This window comes from Leifsonia poae (assembly GCF_050632195.1).
Classification (GTDB): Bacteria; Actinomycetota; Actinomycetes; order Actinomycetales; family Microbacteriaceae; genus Leifsonia; species Leifsonia poae_C.
On record NZ_CP192580.1, the window covers coordinates 3,297,365 to 3,317,943 of the forward strand.

Sequence of the window (20,579 nt, forward strand, 5' to 3'; positions counted from 1 at the left end):
GCAGAACCGCTACGCGCACTCCTTCTGCACGGCGTCGTACTTCGCGCCGAGCTCTTCCGCCTTCGTCTGCACCTTCGTGACGTCGACGGAGAGCGGGTTCTTGATCGCATCCCGGATGTACTTGGCGAAGTCGTCCGTGGCGATCCTGGCGTCCGACACGACCTTGACGACGTCGGCGTTGCCGATCTTCTCGTCCATCGACTGGACCTTGGCGGCCAGCTGGTCCATGAGCGCCGACGCCTTCGACGGATCGTTCATGACGTCGCCGGCCTGGTCCCGAAGAGCGACGGCGGCCTTCAGTCCATCGTTCACGATCGCACAAGCCTCTTCATGCGTCTGCGTGGCAGGCGGCCGCGACACCGCGGTCGTCGGGGCTGCTGACGGGCCGTCAGCAGTGCATCCTGTCACGGCGAAGGCGGCTGCGAGCACGGCGGCGGCCACGAACGCCGAGCGGGTTGCGATCTTGTTCATCCGTCAGACCCTAGCAAAACCAGCGCACAGGAAGGCAACGCCACAGGAGGCGGTACGGCCGACGCAGAAGGCCCGGCGGACGCATCCACCGGGCCTTCACACGAGCAGAGCTCAGAGCGCGAAGCTCACGCAGCAACTACGCGAGGCGTGTCTTCAGGTTCTCGCCCAGGGTCGCGAGGAACTCCTCGGTCGTCTGGTACGGCTGGTCCGGACCGACCAGGAGCGCGAGGTCCTTGGTCATCTTGCCCGACTCGACCGTCTTGATGACGACGTCCTCGAGGGTGTGCGTGAAGTCGATCAGCTCCTGGTTGCCGTCGAGCTTGCCGCGGTGCGCGAGGCCGCGCGTCCAGGCGTAGATCGAGGCGATCGGGTTGGTCGACGTCGGCTTGCCCTGCTGGTGCTGGCGGTAGTGACGCGTGACGGTGCCGTGCGCGGCCTCCGCCTCGACGACCTTGCCGTCCGGCGTGGTCAGCACGCTGGTCATGAGGCCCAGCGAGCCGAAGCCCTGAGCCACGGTGTCCGACTGCACGTCGCCGTCGTAGTTCTTGCAGGCCCAGACGTAGCCGCCCTCCCACTTGAGGCTGGAGGCGACCATGTCGTCGATCAGGCGGTGCTCGTAGGTGAGGCCGGCAGCGTCGAACTTGGCCTTGTACTCAGCGTCGAAGACTTCCTGGAACAGATCCTTGAAGCGGCCGTCGTAAGCCTTGAGGATCGTGTTCTTGGTCGACAGGTACACCGGGTACTCACGGTCGAGGCCGTAGTTGAAGGATGCGCGCGCGAAGTCGCGGATCGACTCGTCCTGGTTGTACATGGCCAGAGCCACACCGGCGCCCGGAGCCTGGTAGACCTCGAACGACTGCGCCTCGCCACCGTCCGACGGGGTGAAGCTCAGCGTGAGGGTACCCGGACCGTCGAAGGTGAAGTCGGTGGCGCGGTACTGGTCGCCGAAAGCGTGACGGCCGATGACGATCGGCTTGTTCCAGCCCAGGACCAGACGCGGGATGTTCGAGATGATGATCGGCTCGCGGAAGACGACGCCGCCCAGGATGTTACGGATGGTGCCGTTCGGGCTCCGCCACATCTTCTTCAGGCCGAACTCCTCGACACGCGCCTCGTCGGGCGTGATCGTGGCGCACTTGACGCCGACACCGTGCTTCAGGATGGCGTTCGCAGCATCCACGGTGATCTGGTCGTCGGTCTCATCGCGCTTCTCGATGCCGAGGTCGTAGTACTCGAGGTTCACGTCGAGGTACGGGTGGATGAGCGAATCTTTGATGGCCTGCCAGATGATGCGTGTCATCTCGTCGCCGTCGAGCTCGACGACGGTGCCTTCAACCTTGATCTTTTCCAATGGATCTCCTCAAGTCTCTGCCAAGTTTTGGCCGACAACAGCTTACCCGAGCCGAACAACTATCTTGACATCGAGATAGTTTCTCTCAGGCGATCGTCGGCTGTGGGCGAACACCCGGTGCCGACTATGCCAGCGTCGCCGCCGCAGGTTACCCTTTCGTCATGGCTGAGTTGAGACTGGAAGAGTTGAGCGCGTCGAACGTCGTTGCGGCGAACGCCCTCACATTGAAGCCGGGCCAGGAGCAGTTCGTCTCGCCCGTCTCGTACTCGGCGGCGGCAGCGGTGTCGAACCCGGCGACCAGCTGGCAGCGCGTGGTCCGCGACGGAGACGACGTGGTCGGCTTCATCATGGGCAACTTCGATCCGGATGCGGAGCACGAGGAGTTCCGTTCCATCCTGTGGCGCATCAACGTCGACGCCGACGACCAGGGCCGCGGAATCGGAACGTTCGCCGTGAACGCGTTGGCCGACGAGGCTCGCTCGCGCGGCCTTGCACGCCTCAACGTGATCTGGGAGGCCGGTGAGCTCGGCCCCGAGCAGTTCTTCCTCCGCAGCGGCTTCAAGCCGGTGGGCGAGACGCAGTACGGCGAGACGATCGGTGCCCTCGAACTCTGAGGGCTCGACCTCTGCGGAATCGTTCGTCGAACGCGTTCTGGCGGTCGTCGATTCGATCCCACCGGGCCACGTGATGACCTACGGCGACGTGGCGGCGTCACTGGGATCGCGAGCAGCCAGAATGGTCGGCCAGATCATGGCCTACTACGGCTCCGACGTGCCGTGGTGGCGTGTGGTTCGCGCGAGCGGGCATCCTGCGGCCAACCACGAGCACATCGCCCTGCAGTTCTATCGCGCCGAGGCGACACCGCTGCTCGGAGTCGGGACGGCCGCGTACCGCGTAGACCTGCGCAAGGCGCGATACTCCCCTTCGCCGACGAAGAAATCCACGAGGATCATCCGCTCGACCGATGACGCACTCAGGTTGATCCGCTTGACTGAAGACTCGACCGTTCTGCTCACAGGAGATCCCGTGCACCGTATCCGCCTCGCCGGCCTGGCCGTATCCGCGACAGCGGCGGCTCTGACCCTCACCGGATGCTCTGTCGTCACGGCCTTCGTGCCCCACGTCGACTCGGCTATCTATGCCGACATCAAGGAGTTCACGCCCACGGCCACGTCCGCGTTCGGATCGCCGGCTTTCCTCCCCGACGATGCCACGATCATCCGGGTCGACTACGACACGAAGACCGGCGGCGCGATCATGACGTACACGTCGCCGACGCACTTCAAAGCCGGCACCTGCGACAAACCCGCCAAGATGGCGGCGCCGGGCATCCTCGACAGCTGGTGGCCGCTCAAGGGTGTCCCGGCCGACGGCTTCGACTGCACCTCCGGCTGGACCGCCGTCGCCGTCGGCAACCAGGTGTACGCCTCGCTGGCGACAACAGCCAAGTAGCTCGAGGCGAGGAGCCTGGTCACGCCCTGGCCAAGCCCTACGACACGATCACGCGACGGTCACACCGACCGGGATCGTCAACTCGATGATGGTGCCAAGACCCAACACGGACTGAACCTCGGCATAGCCGTCGACGGCCTCGACGCGGTCGCGCACGCCCTCCAGGCCACCGCCCGCTTCCACTCGTGCACCGCCCTGCCCGTCATCCTTGACGACGACGGTCACGGTCGAGTCGGTGCGGGTGACGGTGACCGCGCAGTTGCGGGCTTTGGAGTGTTTGGCGGCATTCGCGAGGCATTCCGCGACGCAAAAATAGATGGTCTCCTCGACGACGTCGCTCAGCCGCGAAGGCACGTCAACGGTCACCTCGACCGGCAGATGACTCCGTTGCGCGAGTTCGTCGATGGCCGAACGCAGGTCCCCGTCCGTGAGCACGGTGGGGTGGATGCCGCGGGCCAGTTCGCGAAGCTCCCGCAACGCATCCGCCAGCTGGGCCGACGCCCGCTCCAGATCGGCCGCGACTTCGTCGTTGCCCGCCGCCTGAGCCTTGGTGGTGGCGATCCTGAGCCCGATCGCCAGGGACACGAGCTGTTGCTGTGAGCCGTCGTGCAGGTCACGCTCCAGGCGCCTGCGGGCGAGATACCCTTCCTCGACGATGCGGAGCCGGGAGTCGCGCACTTCTTGAAGGGTGCGTTCCAAGCGGTGCCTCAGCCGGTCGTTGTCGACCGACAGCAGGAGTGCCGACGAGACCGCGTCGAGCAGGCGGTCGTCCTGGGTGAGCGCGACGTCGTGTTCGATCAGCGCGATGGGACCCTGGTCTGAATCGATGGCGAGCGTCGAGCGGCCCGGACGGTCGACGGGGGCGCCTTCGGGCATCCTGTCGCCGTCCGAGGTCTCGTATCCCTTCAACTGCTCGTCCCACCAGAAGACGCGGAGAGAGCTGTCATGCAGGGTGCGCGCCAGACTCGATTCCCACAGGGCGCGATCGACCTTGTCGCGCGCGACGATCACAAGGTCGGCGACCCGCGACCGCAGACCGCGCGCATAGAACACTCCCCCGACGAAGGCGGGCGGGATCAGGGCGATGGCGATCGGGGGGATGAACTCGAGCCAGCCGCTGTTCCAGCCGAGCGCGAAGCTCAGCGAATCCTGGATCGTCCCGTAGCACCAGATCAGCAGGGCGAGGGGCATGACGAAGGCGACACGTCTGGCGGGAAGCGTGCTGGTGAACCACCGCATCGTCAATCGCACCGCCACGGTGAGCATCAGGGCCAGGCCCACGATGCGCCAGGCGACGCCGAACCAGAAGTCCGCCCCGTCGCTCGGGAGGACCGCATACGCGTTCGCCGCGCAACCGCACTCCGCCGGCGAAGGCGACGAGAACAACAGGACGCCCGCGAACCGTGCCAGGAACGCGCCGAGCACCGCATACACGAGAGCGCGATCGAACCGTGCCACCAGCCGTCCACCCGGATAGCAGAGCACCAGGATGCCCACGAGCACGGCCCACAGGTCCGTCACGCCCGCGACGATCGGCCACACCCAGCCGTTGTCCCGGGTCAGTGGATACCACGCGCCCGCGGACCAGAAGATGGACGCTCCCACCATGAGCCAACCGGCCAGCGGACCACGGACCACCTTCCACGCGATGATCGCGCAGATGGCGTAGTCGAGCCCGACCACGATGAAGATGAGGGCCCAACCCAGCCCCGACGGACGTGGTCCGTAGTTGTCCGTGACCGCGCTGAACACCTGGGCGGCGACGTTCAGGGCGACCGCGACGACCACGGCCAGCGCGCGGAACGTGATGCGCGCGGCCCTCATCTCAGTCGTCCCGGCCGAGGAACCGCAGCACGGCGAGCACGCGACGGTGGCCCTCCGCGGAATCCTCCACGTCGAGCTTCGCCATGATGTGCCCGATGTGCGACTCCACGGTGCGCAGGCTGAGGTGCAGGTCGGTGGCGATGCCGACGTTGGACTTGCCCTCCGCCATCAGCCGGATGACGTCGCGTTCGCGCGCCGAGAGCGAATCGAGCGACGCCTCACCCGCGCGGGCGGAGACGAGCAGAGCGACGACCTCGGGATCCACCACCGATCCGCCCGCTGCGACACTGCGCACAGCGTTGACCAGGGTTCCCGCATCCGCGACCCGGTCCTTCAGCAGGTACCCGGTGCCGCTGCCGGCGCTCATCGCCCTGATCGCGTAAGCGGCGGTCGTGTACATCGAGAGCAACAGAACGCCGACGGACGATCCGGATGCGCGCAGCTCCTCGAGCGCGCGAAGTCCCTCGTCGGTGTGCGTGGGGGGCATCTTGATGTCGAGCACGACGGCGTCGATATCGGGGTCGGCTGCGACAACCGCGAGCAGTTCCTCGGCAGTGTCGACGGACGCCACAACGTCGACGCCCCCGGCGCGCAGAATCTGACCGATTCCCTCGCGCAAAAGCACGGCGTCGTCGGCGACGGCCACCCGAAGCGTGCGTGAACCCCTGCTCTCGCCCGCCACCACGCGCTTACCTTAGCAGGCTGCGGATCGCCTCGCCGCTCAACTCCGACTTGCTGATGAAGCCCTCTGCGCCGCTGTCGACGACGCGTCGGCCGTAGTCCCGAGACGCCCGACTCGAGGTGAGCACGACGGCCGCTCCCGTGGCGTGCATCGCCGGAACGAGGTCGAAGCCGTTCGCGTCGGGAAGTCCGACATCGAGCAGCACCAGATCGGGGGCGAGGCGGCGACTCAACTCGATTCCGCTTGCACCGGTATCGGCGTCGCCGACCACCGAGAACCGTTCGAGGTTCAGCAACTCCGCCGCTTGAGCGCGGAAACGTGCGTGGTCGTCGACGATCACAACACGGAGGCACATGCTGACAATCATGGCCTTCGAGGGCCTTCTCGCGCATCCGTGCTACCACCGAAGCGAATGGGGTGACCCCCCGGATGTGGGGCTGGTACCCCCGGGGCCAGCATGAGATACACGCCGGCCAGAACCCGAGGACCGCCGCCTGGCCCGACAGGCGGCATCCCCTGGCCCGAGCGAAACAGCGAGGAGAAAGGCCCATGTTCACCGCAACACGACCCGTCCGGACGAGCGACGCAGTACCCGACAGCGCGCCGCCCGTCACGGGGGTGGACATGGACCCCCTCCCGCTCGACGACGACCCGGGCTTCGAGGCCGGCATCGATGCCGGCATCGACACCGCCTTCGACCCCGAGCTGGCACGGCTCGTCGACCAGTACGGGCTCCCTCTGGTCGTGCTCGACATCCAGCGGGCCGTGCGCCAGTACGGGGCGGTACGCGAAGCATTCGCGATGGTCGATGTGCACTACGACGTGAGCGCCCTCGCGCATCCCGCCCTCATCGCGGCCATCGACGCCGCCGGCGGCTCTTTTGAAGTTGCGCACGACGGGGCTCTCGCCGCCCTCACCGAAGCGCACGCTGACCCGACCCGGGTGCTCCACGCGACCGCGATCACGCATCCGCACGAGGCGCTAGCGGCATACAACGCCGGCGTCAGGAGATTCGTCGTCGACGGCCCGGCCGACATCGAGAAATTCGTCGGGTACCCCGATGACCTCTGCCTGATCGTTCGGCTGCGACCGGTATCGGTGCAGCACTCGCACGCGCTTCCCCGCGGTATCCGCGCCGAAGATGCCCTCCGCGTCGTCGGCTTCGCCGCCAGTCTGGGCGTTCGGATCTCCGGATTCTCGCTCAATCTCCCCGACGACGCGGCACCCGAGCAGTACGTGGCCGCGATCGCTCGCGCGATCGGCCTGATGGCCGACATCGAGGCCGCGACGAGCATCCGCTTCGACATGCTCGACCTCGGTGACGCCTTTCCCGGGCGGGCGTGGCGCCGAGCCGCCGACCGGAACATGCTGTCCAGAGCGATCCGTGCCATCGTCGCGACGGAGACCTCGCGGGTCACCGTGACCGCGTCCACGAACCGGGCTGTGACCACCGGATGCATCACGATCGTCGCCGGCACGGTGGAACGCGACGCAGACCCGCTGCTCGCCAGTGACTGTATCGACGACGGGGCGAACGTCGCCGTCATCGGAGACGACGAACCGTCGCCGTCCCTCTTCGCACCCTTCTTCCGCGCGCTCACGCAATCGGGTCACCGCATCCTGCGGCCCGCACGGCGCGCGACCCAGACCGGGTCATCGGCTGGCTGATCACCTCAACCCTTACAGCCCGCCGGTACTACGGCGGTGGGGACGAAGAGGAGGCTTCCTCTCCGTCCCCACCGGCACTACCAACCAGCGAATCTCGCGGCTAGACCAGCGAATCCCGCCAGGCGGCGTGCAGCTGCGCGAACCGTCCCGTGCCGCCGATCAGGTCAGCGGGAGTTCCGTCTTCGACGATCTTCCCGTGCTCCATCACCAGCACGCGGTCGGCGATCGCGACCGTCGAGAGACGGTGCGCGATGATGACCGCGGTGCGATCCGCGAGCAGCGTCTGCAGTGCATCCTGAACCAGGCGCTCGCTCGGGATGTCGAGCGAGCTCGTCGCCTCATCCAGGATGAGCACCGCCGGGTTCGCGAGGAAGGCGCGCGCGAACGAGATCAGCTGACGCTGACCCGCCGAGACGCGGCCGCCGCGCTTGTTCACGTCGGTGTCGTAGCCGTTCGGCAGACCCCGGATGAACTCGTCGGCGCCCACAGCCTTCGCCGCGTTCACGATCTCCTCCGGCGTCGCATCGGGCTTGCCCAGGGCGATGTTGTCGGAGACCGAACCGCTGAACAGGTAGGCCTCCTGCGTCACCATCACGATGGCACGGCGCAGGTCTTTCGGGTGCAGATCACGAAGATCCACACCGTCGAGGGTGACCGAACCGTCGCTCGGGTCGTAGAACCGAGAGATCAGCTTCGCCAGCGTCGACTTGCCGGCGCCTGTCGACCCGACGAGGGCAATCGTCTCGCCTGCCGGGATATCGAGGCTGAAGTTCGGCAGGATGACGCGGTCCTTTTGTAGGCGAACGTCACTTCGTCGAACCGCACGTGACCGGTGGACTCCCACAGGTCGACGGCCTTGATCGGGTCGGGGACCGTTGGCTCCTCCTCCAGCACACCCGAGATCTTCTCGAGCGCTGCCGCTGCCGACTGGTAGGAGTTGTAGAACATCGCCATCTCCTCCATCGGGTCGAAGAACCGACGGGTGTACAGCAGTGTCGCGAGCAGCACACCGATGGCGAGCTGACCATCGGCGACGCGGAAGCCGCCGACTAGGAGGACGACACCGACGGTCAGGTTGCCGATCATCACGAGGCCGGGGTCGAAGATCCCGAACAGCTGGATGACCCGCGCGTTGACGTCGCGGTAGTCCTCGACGAGGCCGCCGAATTCCTTCTCGTTGCGCTTCTCCTTGCGGAACGCCTTGACCGCACGGATGCCTGTCATCGTCTCGACGAACTGGACGATCAGCTTCGCCGACGCCACCCGCGAGATGCGGAACAGCACCTGCGAGCGCTTCTGGAACCAGCGCGTCAGGAAGTACAGCGGGATCAGCGAGCCGAACAGCACCACGCCGCTCTGCCAGTCCATCGTGAACAGCACGATCGCGATGAACAGCATGTACAGGAACCCCTGCACGAGCTGGTTGATGCCCGAGTCCAGCAGCTCGCGGATCGAGTCCAGGTCGCTGGTCTGGCGCGAGATGATGCGCCCAGACGTGTACGACTCGTGGAATTCGAGGCTGAGCTTCTGGGTGTGCAGGAACACCCGCTTGCGCAGTTCGATCAGGATGGCCTGACTGATGCGAGCGCTGAGCACCGTGTACCAGGCGATCAGCACAGCGCCGATCACGCCCGTGATCAGGTAGGCGATACCGGCTGCCGCAAGCGGGAACCAGTCCTCCTTGAGCAGCGCGGGCAGGCCGTTGTCGATACCGAAGGCGATGATCGCCGGACCGGCGACCTGACCGGCGGTGCTGATGACGACCACGAACGCGGTCAGAACCAACCGCATCCTGAGCGGACGCATCAGCGAGCCGAGCAGGTGCAGCGAGCGCCGACGGATCTGCCGGCTCTCCTCTTTCGTGAAGTCGTTGCGCTCTTCGCCTCCGACTCCGACGACGGATGCGGTGCTCACAGGTTCACCTCCTGAAGGATCTCTTCGTTCTCTTCGTCTTCCAGACTGGAGATGACGAATCGGTAGTGCTCGTTCGAGGCGAGCAGGTCGTGGTGCGTTCCGACAGCCGTGATGCGCCCGTTCTCAAGCAACGCAACACGGTCGGCCAGCATCACCGTCGACGGACGGTGTGCGACGACGAGTCCGGTGGTCGCCGCGAGAACCCGACGCAGCGCGCCCTCGACGAGCGCCTCGGTGTCGACGTCCAACGCTGAGAGCGGGTCGTCGAGCACGAGCACCGACGGATTCGCGGCGACGGCACGGGCGAGCGCCAGGCGCTGCCGCTGCCCACCGGAGAGGCTGAGCCCCTCCTCGCCGACCTTCGTCTCAACGCCCTCGGGGAGGTCGTAGACGAAGCCGGCCTGAGCGATCTCCAGCGCCTCCGTCAGCACAGCCTCGGCCTCGGCCGAGCGCACGTCGAGGTCGTCCCGTCCGAGCAAAACGTTCTCCCGAACGGAAGCCGAGAACAGCGTCGCGTCCTCGAACGCCATCGCCAGGCTCTTGCGCAGGTCGTACCGGGTCAGGTCGCGAACATCCACGCCGTCGATCCTGATCGAACCGCCCGTGACGTCGTACAGCCGTGTGGTGAGGGCCGTGAGCGTCGACTTGCCGCTTCCGGTGAGCCCCACGAGGGCCATCGTCTCGCCGGGCTCGACCGTGAGATCGATGCCGTCGAGCAGGTCGGGGAAGCGCTCCGGAGAATCCTGGTAGCGGAAGTGCACCGCGTCGAACACCAGCTCGCCGCGCGGGTTCTCGATCTTCTTCGGATCGGCGGGGTCTTCGATCGAGTTGACCTCATCCATGACCTCGAAGAAGCGGTCGGCCGCCGTGCGCGTGTCGAACGTCATCGACAGCAGGAAGCCGATCGACTCGATCGGGAACCGCAGCACGGTCGCGGTCGCGAAGAACGCCACCAGCTCGCCGACGGAGAGTTCGCCCTGAGAGGCCAGCCAGACGCCGACCACCAGGCAGATGCCGAACGCGACATCCGGAACGAGCAGCAGCCAGAGCCAGATGCCCGCGATCGCCTTGGCCTTCTCGATCTCGGTGCCGCGAAGCTGCTCGGCCTGAGACTCGAAGTTCTTCAGCGCGTACTTGCCGCGACCGAAAGCCTTCAGCACACGGATGCCGTGTACCGACTCCTCGACGGCTGTCGCCAGGTCACCGGCCTGGTCCTGGCTACGGCGCGCGATGGTCGAGTACTTGCCCTCGAACACGAAGCCGTAGATCCAGAGCGGGATCGAGCAGAGCAGGAAGATGCCTCCGAGGATCCAGTTCCAGGAGATCAGGATGCCGAAGCCGACCACGATCGTGACCACGTTGACCACGAGCAGCACGACGCCGAACGAGATCCAGCGGCGGATCAGGTTCAGGTCGCTGACGGCGCGCGAGAGCAGCTGGCCACTCGGCCAGCGGTCGTGGAACGCGACGGGCAGATCCTGGAGCTTCGCGTACAGGCCGTTGCGCATCTTCGCCTCGACGTGTGTGCCCGGGGTGAGCACGAACCAGCGACGCAGCGAGATGAACACAGCTTCCGCGGCGCCGAGACCGACGACGAGCAGGGCGGCCGGCCAGACCGCGCTGGCATCGCCCGTCGACAGCGGACCGTCGACCAGCCAGCGCAGCACCTGCGGGATGAATAGTGCGACGAGGCTGGCGAGCATCGCGGCCACCATGCCGAGCAGGATGCGCGGCGCGGCCGACTTGGCGAAGGGCAGGATCCGCAGCAGGGTGCGAACGGTTCCCGGCCTCCCCTTCGTGTTCTTTTGTGGAGGGTGCTGATGTTCAGCGATAGACATTCTTGATCCGATTTCTTGTGTGAAGGTGCAGTTTTCTTGCTCGGCGCTGTGTCGGTCGGCACAGGATGGACGCCGAGTGCGTCATCGATGACGCGGTGAGAGGTCGCCAGAGATCCCTCTTCAGGGATCAGTGAACCGGGAGGCCCGTTTCGGGCCCGTTCCGTCCGCCGGCGACGTTCAGCCGGAATCGCGTTACAGCTTGGGACCTACCAGGCTGGGGCGAGTCGTGGGGACGCAGCGCCAACGGCGGCGGCGACGGGTTCGAACACGGTCACGGTTCGTGCGATACCTGTCGTTGTCATGGCGTCCTCCTCAGCCCGATGCGATCAATAGGGCCGCGCCGTCAGTTTCCTGACGCACGGCAGCCCTACAGCCTATGACCGAATCTCAACGGCGCACAAGAGGGAAGTGCAAGAAATCTAGCGGATGCGCACCGAGAGGCAGGTGACGCATCCCTCGAGCTTCTCGAACTCCGAGATGTCGACGGGGACGACCTTGTAGCCCAGGTCTTCGACGAGTGCGATGGACTGCGGCGCGGACGACGACATCAGAACGGTGTCGTCGGAGAGGACCACGACGGCGGTTCCGTGAGCCTCGGGCACCGGCAGGAAGCGCTCGAAGACCGACGTGGTGTCGACGAGGGGCTCGTAGCCGATGACCGTGCCGTCGGGCAGTGCGGTGACGGCGGTCTTGAGGTGCAGAGCCTTGGTGACCGGCACCGCGACGACCGTGTAGTCGAGCGGGGCGAGCAGCTCGCGGAGCTGACGGATGCCCTCGGCGTTCGTACGACCGCCGCGACCGACGTAGACAGTGGAGCCGACCTTGAGGACGTCGCCGCCCTCGAGCGTTCCTGGCGCCTCGATGCGCTCGATCCGCAGCCCCTGGGCGCGAAGCGCTGCCTCGGTGCCCGCGGTCTCGGGCCGGCGCGACTCAGCGCCCGGCAGGGTGATTACGGCGGTGTCGCCGAAGATGACAGCGGTGTCCTCGACGAAGACCGAGTCGGCGAGCTGGTCGGCCGAGGCGACCTCGACGGTCTGCCAGCCGGCGTTCGACAGGGCGGCGACATAGGCGTCCCACTGCTGATCGGCGAGTTCGGTGTTCACCGACTCGCGGTCGATGTGGGTGACGAGGCCGTCGGCGAGGTTCGAGGCGGGGATGCGCACCAGCGCGATCTTGCGGTCGGTGGCGAAGCGGCTGCGGGTGCCCTCCACGACACGGAACAGCCAGCGGCCGAACGTCGGGGTGAGCGCGGCGATCACCAGCGCGTACAGCAGGTTGATGCCGAGGAGCGTCCCGAAGACGGCGCCGATCAGTGCGCCGCTGAACGGCGAGCCGCCGGAGGTGGCCGTGATCAGCGTGCCGACACTCGGTGCGAGCACGCCGACCACGACACCGGCGATGAGCGCGGTCCACCACCGATCGAAAGCACCGATGACACCCGCGATGAGCAGCAAGACGAGCGCGAAGACGCTCGTCAGAGCGAAGTAGTTGCTGACCGCGACGATCAGCGCGCCCGACGGCGGCGTGGACGCGCCGAGAGCGCCGATGAAGAAGAAGCCGATCATCGCGGCGTGCGCGACGAGAGCTACGACGAAGGCCGACAGAACAGATGCGATGAGCCGGCGGCCCCACGAGATGGTCATGGGAACCAACCCTATCGGAGCGTTTCTATGCGTTGGCTGGTTCGCGCAGGCGCTCCAGCGCGATCTCCTCAGCGGCCTCGAGCGTGGTGATTCCGCGCTGCTCTGCGACGTCGAAGATCTCCGTAACGGTGTCGCCGATCCGCTCGACCCGCTCCTCGGTCGCGGCCGCGGACGGCTCGTCCTCGCTCATCATCGAGAGGAAGATCACTCCCCCGGCGTTGACCACGAAGTCCGGGGCCCACAGGATGCCGCGGGCGGCAAGGCGCTCCGCTCCCGAGCGGTGCGCAAGCTGGTTGTTCGCGGGCCCCACGACGGCCTTCACACGGAGTTCGTCGATGACCTGGTCGGTCAGCACTCCCCCGACACCGGCCGGCACGAACAGGTCGCCTTCGACCGTGTGCGCCTCATGCGGTTCGACCCAGGTGGCGCGCAGGGATTCGGCCAGCGCGCGCTTGGCCGGGTTCACATCCGTCACCGTGAGCACTGCGCCCTCGGCGGCGAGACGCATCGCGATGATGGAGCCGACGTGGCCGAGCCCCAGCACGGTGACGCGACGACCGGCGACGGAACGACTGCCGAAGGCGCGCTCGAGTGTCGAGAGCAGGCCGGCGTAGACACCCGCCGCGGTGGCGTCGCTCGGCTCGCCGACGCCGCCCTGCGACGACGGGAGGCCGCAGACGTGCGCTGTGCGGGTTGCTACGAGTGCCATGTCTTCGGCGGAGGTGCCGACGTCTTCGGCGGTCATGTACGCACCGCCCAGGCTCTCGACGGCGTCGCCGAGATCGAGCATCACGTCGTGACGCTGTTCGGCCGTGAGCACGGTGCCACGGGGGACATAGACGACCGTCTTGCCGCCGCCGCGGTTGAGCCCGGCTGCGGAGTTCTTGAGGGTCATGCCCTCGGCAAGGCGCAGCGAGTCGTTGACCGCATCCGCCCAGCTGTCGTACGTCCACACCCGGCAACCGCCGAGGGCGGGACCGAGAACGGTGGAGTGCACGGCGATGCTGATCGTGAGACCGCTCCGCCTCCCCTTCACTACGTGCAACGTTTCGTGCGGCAGTGTGTCTCCGGTCGCTTCGACCAGGTGCGCGGGCAGGACAGACATCGGTGTCTCCTCGTGGGATCAGGGTTCATACGGGCGGCCTTATGGGCCGCGACCATTTTGCCATGCTCCGCGCACATCCGCAGCCGCCACCGTGGCCGCAACGAACGAGTGGCGCTGGGAGACCCCGCTATCAGTGGAAGAAGTGACGCTCCCCGGTGAAGTACATCGTGACACCGGCCGCCTGGGCGGCCGCGATCACCTCGTCGTCGCGGATGGAGCCACCGGGCTGCACGATCGCGCGAACGCCGGCGGCGATCAGGATCTCGGCGCCGTCGGCGAACGGGAAGAACGCGTCCGACGCGGCGACCGATCCGGCAGCGCGCTCGCCCGCGCGGGTGACCGCGAGGTTGCACGAGTCGACGCGGTTGACCTGTCCCATGCCGACGCCGACGGATGCACCGTCGTGCGCGAGCAGGATCGCGTTCGACTTCACGGCCCGGCAGGCCTTCCAGGCGAACTCGAGGTCGGCGCGGGTGGCCGCATCCGCCTCATCGCCCGAGACAAGCTTCCAGCCGGCGGAGGTGAAGTCGTCGAAGCGGTCAGCATCCTGAACCAGCACACCGCCCGAGATCTGCCGGAACTCACTGACCTTGCGCGCGTACCCCTCGGGCAGCTGCAGGATACGCAGGTTCTTCTTGGTCTGCAGCAGCTCCAGCGCCTCCGGCTCGTAGGCGGGAGCGATCAGCACCTCGGTGAAGATGCCCTTCACTGTCTCGGCCATCGCGAGCGTGACGGTGCGGTTCGCCGCGATCACTCCGCCGTACGCCGACACCGGGTCGCAAGCGTGAGCCTTCTGGTGGGCGACGGCGATGTCGTCGTCGACGGCGATGCCACACGGGTTCGCGTGCTTGATGATCGCCACCGCGGGCTCGGCGAAGTCGAAGGCGCTGCGGAGGGCCGCATCCGCATCGACGAAGTTGTTGTACGACATCTCCTTGCCGCCGAGCTGGGTCGCCTGAGCGATGCCGTGGCCGGCGGGGTCGACGTAGAGGGCTGCGGCCTGGTGCGAGTTCTCGCCGTAGCGGAGTGTCTGCTTCAGCTCGGCCTGAACGGCGAAGTTCGCGGGGAACTCGTCCGTGCTCGGGGCATCCCCGGCGAACCAAGCGGCGACCGCACCGTCGTAAGCGGCGGTGTGCGCGAACGCCTCGGCCGCGAGGGCGCGGCGCTGGTCGAAGGTCGTGCCGCCCGCGGCGAGCGCCTCGACGATCCGGCCGTAGTTGGACGGCGAGACGACGATGGCGACGTTCGCGTGGTTCTTCGCCGAAGCGCGCACCATGGCGGGGCCGCCGATGTCGATCTGCTCGACGACGTCGTTGCCGACCGCTCCGGAGGCGACGGTCTCGACGAACGGGTACAGATTCACGACAACCAGTTCGAACGGCTTGATCTCGAGGTCTTTCAACTGCGCTTCGTGCGACTCGAGTCGCAGGTCGGCGAGCAGCCCCGAGTGGATCGCGGGGTGCAGCGTCTTCACGCGACCGTCGAGCGATTCAGGGAAGCCGGTGACCGTTGCGACATCGGTCACGTCGAAACCGGCGTTCCGGATGGTCGAAGCCGTCGTGCCGGTCGAGACGAGCTCGACGCCCGCGTCTGCGAGGGCCTTCGCCAGGTCGAGCAGTCCGGTCTTGTCGCTGACGGAGATCAGGGCGCGCCGGATGGGGACGGTGTCCCGTTCGCGGTAGAGGCCGGCGTCGTGGCGGGGTCCACTCATACTCTTGCGAGCTCCTTGAGGTCGATGTGTCCATTGGCGATGTCGAGAACGGCGTCGATGAGCAGCCGTCGTTCAACAGGTTTGATGCGCTCGTGCAGGGCGGCCTCGGTGTCATCGGGATGCACGGGCACCCGCTCCTGGCTGATGATCGGGCCGGCGTCCACTCCGTTGTCGACGACGATGAGGCTGGCGCCGGTCTGCGTCACACCCGCGGCCAGCGCATCCCGAACCCCGTGCGCCCCGGGGAACTCGGGGAGGTAGGCCGGATGCGTGTTGATCAGGTTCGGCGAGAACGCGGCGACGACGCGCGGAGGGACCAGGCGCATGAAGCCCGAGAGGATGACGAGGTCGGGCTGCCACTGCTGGATCTGCTCGAGCAGTGCATCCCCCACGCCTCGCGGTCGTCGTATGACGAGAACGGGACGGTGAAGGAGGGGATGGCGAACTCTTCGGCATATGCGAGACCGTCGGCGTCGCGGTCGGCTCCCACCGCCACGACGCGAGCCGGGAATTCGGCGTCCTCCGACGCCTCCAGCAGGGCGCGCAGGTTGGACCCACCGCCCGAGATCAGCACGACAATCGAGAGCACGCCCCCAGCCTACCGGCCGCTCCGAGCCGGGTCGGACCAGGTTCGGGTCCGGTCTGCGGGTCGCACCGACCCGCGGGTCACACCAGCCTGAGCCCCCACCGGGTTGGCGCGACTCGGAAGATCTGGCGGTAGACCGCGGTGCCGGAGAGCACGCCGAGCGCGATAGAGACGATCGAACCGACCAAGGCCGTCAGGGTGCTCGAGTCGAGGTTGGTTCCTGCTGCGCTCTGAGTGAGGCCGATGAGGCCGGTCGCGCCGGGCACGAGCAGCCAGAAGGCCGGCAGAAAGCAGACGACGGCGGGCGGCGCGCCGGGGATCGACTGTACGAGGTAAGCGACGATGGTGAGCGCCAATGCACCGAAGAACCCGCTGAACACACTCCCGACGAGCAGGTTACCGAGCAGCTGACCGCTGTACGCGACAAGGAGCACCAGCGTAAGGAAGTAGAACGAGCGACGCGGGCCGCAGTAGTAGAAGAAGATCCCGAGCGAGAAGAGCAGCACACCGATCCACGGCTGGAACGCGCCGAGGGGCGGATGCGAGGTGAACAGAGCGATCGAGGCCGGAACGCCCGTGACAGTCAGGGCCGCGATGATCCCGAAAGCCAGGAACAGCAGTTGCGCTATCCCCGACACGAGGCGACTCGACCCTGCGACCATGTCGCCGGCGGCGAGTTCCTGGATGCCCGTCGTCAGCACTGCTCCCGGCAAGAGCGTCACGAGCGGAGGGACGAGCACCTGCAAGGGTTCGGCGAGGAGGTCGGCTCGGGCGGCGGCGAACACGACCAGGGCGAGCGCGAACGCGGTGAGGATGGGCAGCAGGATCGCGGCGTAGGTGCCGGGTTTCACCACGAGCTTCGCGATTCCGACGAGGACACCGAGCACAAAACCGTAGAGCACGCTGATGGGCTCGGCACCGAGCAGGACGAGCCCGACACCCGCTGCTGCGACACCGTGACCGAGAACCCGGACCAGTAGCCCGAACCGCGGCTTGGCATCGAGGATCGCGTCGATCGCCGCTATCCCCTCCGTCGCCGTGATCGTGCCCGCCGTCGCGTGATCCACGATCGTGTAGATACGTGCGGCACGATCGAACCGCACTTCGCCACCGCGGGACTCGGCGACCTCGAAGCGGGTCTCCTTCTCGTCGGGCATCCCGACGAAGATGAGCGTCGGAAAGACGATCAGGGCGGCATGCGGCGAACCGAGGGCGATCGCAACCCTCTTGAGCGTGCGCTGGATATCCGTCGAAGCGGTTCCCACCGAGAGCAGGGCGCTGCCGAGCTTAACGAGGAACTCCTGCAACTGGGCCGACGGACTCTCGACGTACTGCTTCGCCTCGATGGACCGGGGATGGAGTTCCAGTCTCGGGATGCGCAACCGCAGCCGCCAAGCGCTCATCGTCTCGCCCGACCTCCGGCGACCAGACCGATGATCGCGGCGACCGCGACTTCCGCCGCGGCGATCGAACCCACGAGCCAGGGATTCGGCCCGACGTCGTGAAGTCGGCCAGGGCCGATCGCTCCCGACGACCACCACGCCAGCAGGCCGAGTTCGATTCCCGCCACGATACCCATGCCGAGTGCAGTCAGGAAGAGCCAGCCCAGCCCGTGCTTGGCCCGCGCTTCCGCTATCTGAGAGCGCAGCAGGACGGCGGCCAGAAAACCTGCGGCAAGCGGAACGAGCACACCGACGAGCCCGAACACGAAGCCGCCCGAGGGAATCACACCGAACAACGGCAGCCCCGGCAGCGGGCCGAGGTCGGTCCCGATCGGGCTGACGGATGAGCCGGTGCCGATGGCGAATCCGGGACCGATCAACCACGATGCGAGCCAGATGACAAGGTTCGGCAGCAGGGCGAGCTGGCCGATCGTCAAAGCCGCACCACCGAGAGCGCCCGTCTGAAGTTGCTCGTAGAGGCCGACGATGCTTCCGAAATTGCCGAAGATGAGGAGCGTCAGAATGATCGCAGCGCCCGCGATCACCAGAGCCGCCGCGGCGGTTCCGGCGCGGAAGGCGGCTCCGGATGCTGCACGCACGCTCAGCGGGACGACGTCGAGCCAGCGTCGCAGAGCAACGGCGGCTGGGGCTGCCGCCGCGGCTTGGCCGGTCGGTGTTCGGGTCGCCGTGGCGGTCGCGGCTCCGGCTGTCCCGGACGTTGCGGCTGCCGTGCGCGACGAGGGAGTCGACGGCGCGCTTCCCCTGTGCGCGTCGCCCCCTCCGCCGCGGAGCCGCCACGACTTCGTGAACGCAGGGCCGCGAATCCGAGACCGCCCGCTACTCCGAGTGCATAGACGAATGGGGGAAGCACGATGCCCTGCCACAGGGACGGGCGAACGGGTGCACTCGACGCGGTCAGGGTGACAAGCGCTGCGAGCGCCGCGAAAGTCAGGACTGCCGCGACCGCTCCTGTCGCCCGATACGGTGTCTCCCCGGCCCTCATGCCGGTTCGTACACCGAGTCCAGCAGTCAGAAAGGCGAAGCCGAGCGCTGCGATCGTGATCTGGAACGGGACCGTCGCCGTGGGGAGGCCGAGGGATGCGCCGAGCTGCGCATCCAGAACCACTGTGAGATTGACGCCGTGACCGACGAGCCAGATGTCCGCGCCGGCCCGCCAGAACGTGAACCAGTCGGCCGCGAGATGGAACTGGGTCGCCCACAGGATCGTCAGCGGAACGAGGCAGATTGCGAGCCCGATCGCGACGACGATCGCCGCCTCCAGCGCGGCGAGCAGAGCGACGGTTGTGCGATTCATGACCGAATGGAGACTACCGGTCAGGCGCGCCCGCGGAGGCTCGACACTTCGCGCACCCGCGGACGGTCAGTGGACCTTCATTCAGCGGTCAGCAGTTGATCGGGGGAAGCTCAGGGGACGGTCAACACCGGCGTGTCTTCGTCGACCGTCTCGGGGACCGTGATCACGGGCCGCTGCACGAGTTCGAGGATGGCGATGACGATCGCGGCGATCACCAATGTCCAGATGATCAACCCGGGGGTGAGGGGTCGGACGAAGAGCAGGATCACCGCGGCGATCACGGCCACGGCCGCCCGAAGCAGAGCCCGTTGCGCGTAGATCCACTCGCCCGTTCTGCCCGTGGTGATGCCGTGACGTTCCGCTGCCTCACGCACCCAGGTCACGCCGGAGCCGAAGAAGCCGCGAAGCCGTCGCGAGATCCCGAAGGGCCCGGAATACCAGGCGACCACGGCCACGACGATCGCCAGCACGAGCACGGCGACTCCCGTGTCGACCATCTTCGTCGTCACGGTGTCGAAGACGGTTCGCGCGACCGACGCCGGGAGGAGCGATGGCGAGGCGGAGGCGATGAACACGATGCGTCCGATCGCGATCCCGGCCACGATGACGATCATGCCGATCGCGAGGGCCACCGCCGACCAGACCAGGGCGAGTGCGCGACGCCGGGCCACCAGCACACCGGCCGCCAGGAACAGCAGCGCGATCCAGGGCAACCAGGCGCCGACGCTGACCGCGAGACCGTAGGCGAGTTGCAGGGTCGGCAGCGACGAGTTCTGGGCGACCGTGATCGTGCGGTCGACGGTCGGGATCTGCGACGCGAACGTGAGCCCCTGCTTCACGAGCAGCTCTTTGACGCGCTCGATGATCGGACCGAGCTGGATGCCGACCGAGCCGTCGGAGCCGATGGCGACTGCCGCTTTCGGATCGTTCTGCATCGTCGCGATGAACTGGGTGTGACTGCGCCGGAGAGCCTGCTGCCAGACCTCGGCGAACGCATCCGATGCGACGAAGTTGCCGACCGTGGTGTGGATGAGCGAGACGATCCCCTGGGCAGCCGGGGCCTTCAAAGCCTCGAGTGCCCGCGTTGCGACAGGGCCCGTGCCCAGCGACACGATGCCGTCGAACACCTGGGACACGACTCCCGGGATGTCCACATTGTCTTCGATGACAGAGACGGCCTGATCGGTCACGAAGGTCTGGACCGCCGGATCGTCGGCGAGCGGCGCATACGTGGCCACGAAGGAGTCGGTATCGGTGAGCTGCACCTTGGCCCAGGATGCGACGACCGCCACAGGCGCGAGCACAGCGCCGATCAGGATCAGGGCGGTTGCCAGCAGCGTCCAACCCCAGCCGCGCTTGTGCTTCTGCGGTGCCGCAACGGCCGTCTCGGCACCGATCGGCGGGACGGATGCTGTCGTCTCGTTCTCGATCGTGTCGCGCAGTGCTGCGTTCTCGGTCTCCAACTGCGCGATCTTCGCGAGCAGCTCCGTGTTCGTCACCCGTGCCATGTCGACCCCGATTCCCTGGCTGATGCTCACTGTAGCGCCGCATCCGGTCACCAGGGCCAAAATCGGGCC

16 protein-coding genes and 2 pseudogenes are annotated in these 20,579 nt (G+C 67.0%); 3 read left to right on the top strand and 15 right to left on the bottom strand.

Annotated features, from left to right (window positions below):
* Window positions 1–9 precede the first annotated feature (9 nt).
* Entirely contained in the window at window positions 10–471 is a 462-nt protein-coding gene (locus ACQ86A_RS16630) for a hypothetical protein (protein ID WP_431278059.1), read from the bottom strand.
* 136 nt (window positions 472–607) lie between these two features.
* Window positions 608–1,822 (bottom strand): NADP-dependent isocitrate dehydrogenase, encoded by a 1,215-nt coding sequence (locus ACQ86A_RS16635; protein WP_431278060.1) that lies wholly within the window; start codon window positions 1,820–1,822, stop codon window positions 608–610.
* Window positions 1,823–1,983: 161 nt separating this feature from the next.
* On the opposite strand from ACQ86A_RS16635, the gene ACQ86A_RS16640 reads away from it, so the two are divergent.
* Both ACQ86A_RS16640 and ACQ86A_RS16645 read left to right on the top strand, forming a co-directional pair.
* Complete coding sequence (locus ACQ86A_RS16640) at window positions 1,984–2,436, top strand: GNAT family N-acetyltransferase (RefSeq protein WP_431278061.1); 453 nt, start codon at window positions 1,984–1,986, stop codon at window positions 2,434–2,436.
* Window positions 2,420–3,274 carry an MGMT family protein gene (locus ACQ86A_RS16645; RefSeq protein WP_431278062.1) on the top strand — a complete coding sequence of 285 codons (855 nt, stop codon included), beginning with the start codon at window positions 2,420–2,422 and terminating at the stop codon, window positions 3,272–3,274. Before ACQ86A_RS16640 ends, ACQ86A_RS16645 begins: the two co-directional genes overlap by 17 nt.
* A gap of 48 nt (window positions 3,275–3,322) precedes the next feature.
* On the opposite strand, the gene ACQ86A_RS16650 is transcribed toward ACQ86A_RS16645, so the two are convergent.
* The 3 genes from ACQ86A_RS16650 to ACQ86A_RS16660 are packed head-to-tail and all read right to left on the bottom strand — an operon-like array spanning window position 3,323 to window position 6,135.
* Entirely contained in the window at window positions 3,323–5,098 is a 1,776-nt protein-coding gene (locus tag ACQ86A_RS16650; protein WP_431278063.1) for a sensor histidine kinase, read from the bottom strand.
* A gap of 1 nt (window position 5,099) precedes the next feature.
* On the bottom strand, window positions 5,100–5,783 hold the full coding sequence (locus ACQ86A_RS16655; RefSeq protein WP_431278064.1) for a LuxR C-terminal-related transcriptional regulator: 684 nt from the start codon (window positions 5,781–5,783) through the stop codon (window positions 5,100–5,102).
* A gap of 4 nt (window positions 5,784–5,787) precedes the next feature.
* Window positions 5,788–6,135 (bottom strand): response regulator, encoded by a 348-nt coding sequence (locus ACQ86A_RS16660; RefSeq protein WP_431278065.1) that lies wholly within the window; start codon window positions 6,133–6,135, stop codon window positions 5,788–5,790.
* Window positions 6,136–6,329: 194 nt separating this feature from the next.
* Between ACQ86A_RS16660 and ACQ86A_RS16665 the strand changes: the two genes are divergently transcribed.
* The gene (locus ACQ86A_RS16665) at window positions 6,330–7,448 is read left to right on the top strand and encodes a hypothetical protein (protein WP_431278066.1); all 1,119 of its coding nucleotides are present in this window, start codon (window positions 6,330–6,332) and stop codon (window positions 7,446–7,448) included.
* A 100-nt stretch (window positions 7,449–7,548) separates the two neighbouring features.
* Here the strand turns inward: ACQ86A_RS16665 and ACQ86A_RS16670 are convergent.
* The 10 genes and pseudogenes from ACQ86A_RS16670 to ACQ86A_RS16715 all read right to left on the bottom strand — a co-directional run bounded on the left by ACQ86A_RS16670 (window position 7,549) and on the right by ACQ86A_RS16715 (window position 20,540).
* Window positions 7,549–9,362: pseudogene (locus ACQ86A_RS16670) on the bottom strand (ABC transporter ATP-binding protein).
* On the bottom strand, window positions 9,359–11,200 hold the full coding sequence (locus ACQ86A_RS16675) for an ABC transporter ATP-binding protein (protein WP_431278067.1): 1,842 nt from the start codon (window positions 11,198–11,200) through the stop codon (window positions 9,359–9,361). Before ACQ86A_RS16675 ends, ACQ86A_RS16670 begins: the two are co-directional and overlap by 4 nt.
* A gap of 419 nt (window positions 11,201–11,619) precedes the next feature.
* Entirely contained in the window at window positions 11,620–12,843 is a 1,224-nt protein-coding gene (gene ddaH / locus ACQ86A_RS16680; protein WP_431278068.1) for a dimethylargininase, read from the bottom strand.
* A gap of 25 nt (window positions 12,844–12,868) precedes the next feature.
* A complete protein-coding gene (locus ACQ86A_RS16685; RefSeq protein WP_431278069.1) occupies window positions 12,869–13,948 on the bottom strand; it encodes a Glu/Leu/Phe/Val dehydrogenase dimerization domain-containing protein in 1,080 nt (359 codons plus the stop codon).
* Between the two features lie 130 nt (window positions 13,949–14,078).
* Window positions 14,079–15,659 carry a bifunctional phosphoribosylaminoimidazolecarboxamide formyltransferase/IMP cyclohydrolase gene (purH, locus tag ACQ86A_RS16690; RefSeq protein WP_431278070.1) on the bottom strand — a complete coding sequence of 527 codons (1,581 nt, stop codon included), beginning with the start codon at window positions 15,657–15,659 and terminating at the stop codon, window positions 14,079–14,081.
* A pseudogene (purN, locus tag ACQ86A_RS16695) lies at window positions 15,656–16,248 on the bottom strand (phosphoribosylglycinamide formyltransferase). Before purN ends, purH begins: the two are co-directional and overlap by 4 nt.
* A 77-nt stretch (window positions 16,249–16,325) precedes the next feature.
* Complete coding sequence (locus ACQ86A_RS16700; protein WP_431278071.1) at window positions 16,326–17,648, bottom strand: threonine/serine ThrE exporter family protein; 1,323 nt, start codon at window positions 17,646–17,648, stop codon at window positions 16,326–16,328.
* The gene (locus ACQ86A_RS16705) at window positions 17,645–18,286 is read right to left on the bottom strand and encodes a cell division protein PerM (RefSeq protein ID WP_431278072.1); all 642 of its coding nucleotides are present in this window, start codon (window positions 18,284–18,286) and stop codon (window positions 17,645–17,647) included. Before ACQ86A_RS16705 ends, ACQ86A_RS16700 begins: the two co-directional genes overlap by 4 nt.
* A gap of 2 nt (window positions 18,287–18,288) precedes the next feature.
* Window positions 18,289–19,002, bottom strand: a complete 714-nt coding sequence (locus ACQ86A_RS16710; RefSeq protein WP_431278073.1) for a cell division protein PerM — start codon at window positions 19,000–19,002, stop codon at window positions 18,289–18,291.
* Between the two features lie 110 nt (window positions 19,003–19,112).
* A complete protein-coding gene (locus tag ACQ86A_RS16715) occupies window positions 19,113–20,540 on the bottom strand; it encodes a hypothetical protein (protein ID WP_431278074.1) in 1,428 nt (475 codons plus the stop codon).
* Window positions 20,541–20,579 lie beyond the last annotated feature (39 nt).

What these genes read in the sequence shown, in the direction of transcription:
- ACQ86A_RS16700 (WP_431278071.1), bottom strand. Translation starts at nt 17,648, where the DNA reads ATGAGCGCTTGGCGGCTGCGGTTGCGCATCCCGAGACTGGAACTCCAT.
- ACQ86A_RS16660 (WP_431278065.1), bottom strand. Translation starts at nt 6,135, where the DNA reads ATGTGCCTCCGTGTTGTGATCGTCGACGACCACGCACGTTTCCGCGCT.
- ACQ86A_RS16675 (WP_431278067.1), bottom strand. Translation starts at nt 11,200, where the DNA reads ATGTCTATCGCTGAACATCAGCACCCTCCACAAAAGAACACGAAGGGG.
- purH (WP_431278070.1), bottom strand. Translation starts at nt 15,659, where the DNA reads ATGAGTGGACCCCGCCACGACGCCGGCCTCTACCGCGAACGGGACACC.
- ACQ86A_RS16685 (WP_431278069.1), bottom strand. Translation starts at nt 13,948, where the DNA reads ATGTCTGTCCTGCCCGCGCACCTGGTCGAAGCGACCGGAGACACACTG.
- ACQ86A_RS16650 (WP_431278063.1), bottom strand. Translation starts at nt 5,098, where the DNA reads ATGAGGGCCGCGCGCATCACGTTCCGCGCGCTGGCCGTGGTCGTCGCG.
- ddaH (WP_431278068.1), bottom strand. Translation starts at nt 12,843, where the DNA reads ATGACCATCTCGTGGGGCCGCCGGCTCATCGCATCTGTTCTGTCGGCC.
- ACQ86A_RS16630 (WP_431278059.1), bottom strand. Translation starts at nt 471, where the DNA reads ATGAACAAGATCGCAACCCGCTCGGCGTTCGTGGCCGCCGCCGTGCTC.
- ACQ86A_RS16640 (WP_431278061.1), top strand. Translation starts at nt 1,984, where the DNA reads ATGGCTGAGTTGAGACTGGAAGAGTTGAGCGCGTCGAACGTCGTTGCG.
- ACQ86A_RS16665 (WP_431278066.1), top strand. Translation starts at nt 6,330, where the DNA reads ATGTTCACCGCAACACGACCCGTCCGGACGAGCGACGCAGTACCCGAC.
- ACQ86A_RS16710 (WP_431278073.1), bottom strand. Translation starts at nt 19,002, where the DNA reads ATGAATCGCACAACCGTCGCTCTGCTCGCCGCGCTGGAGGCGGCGATC.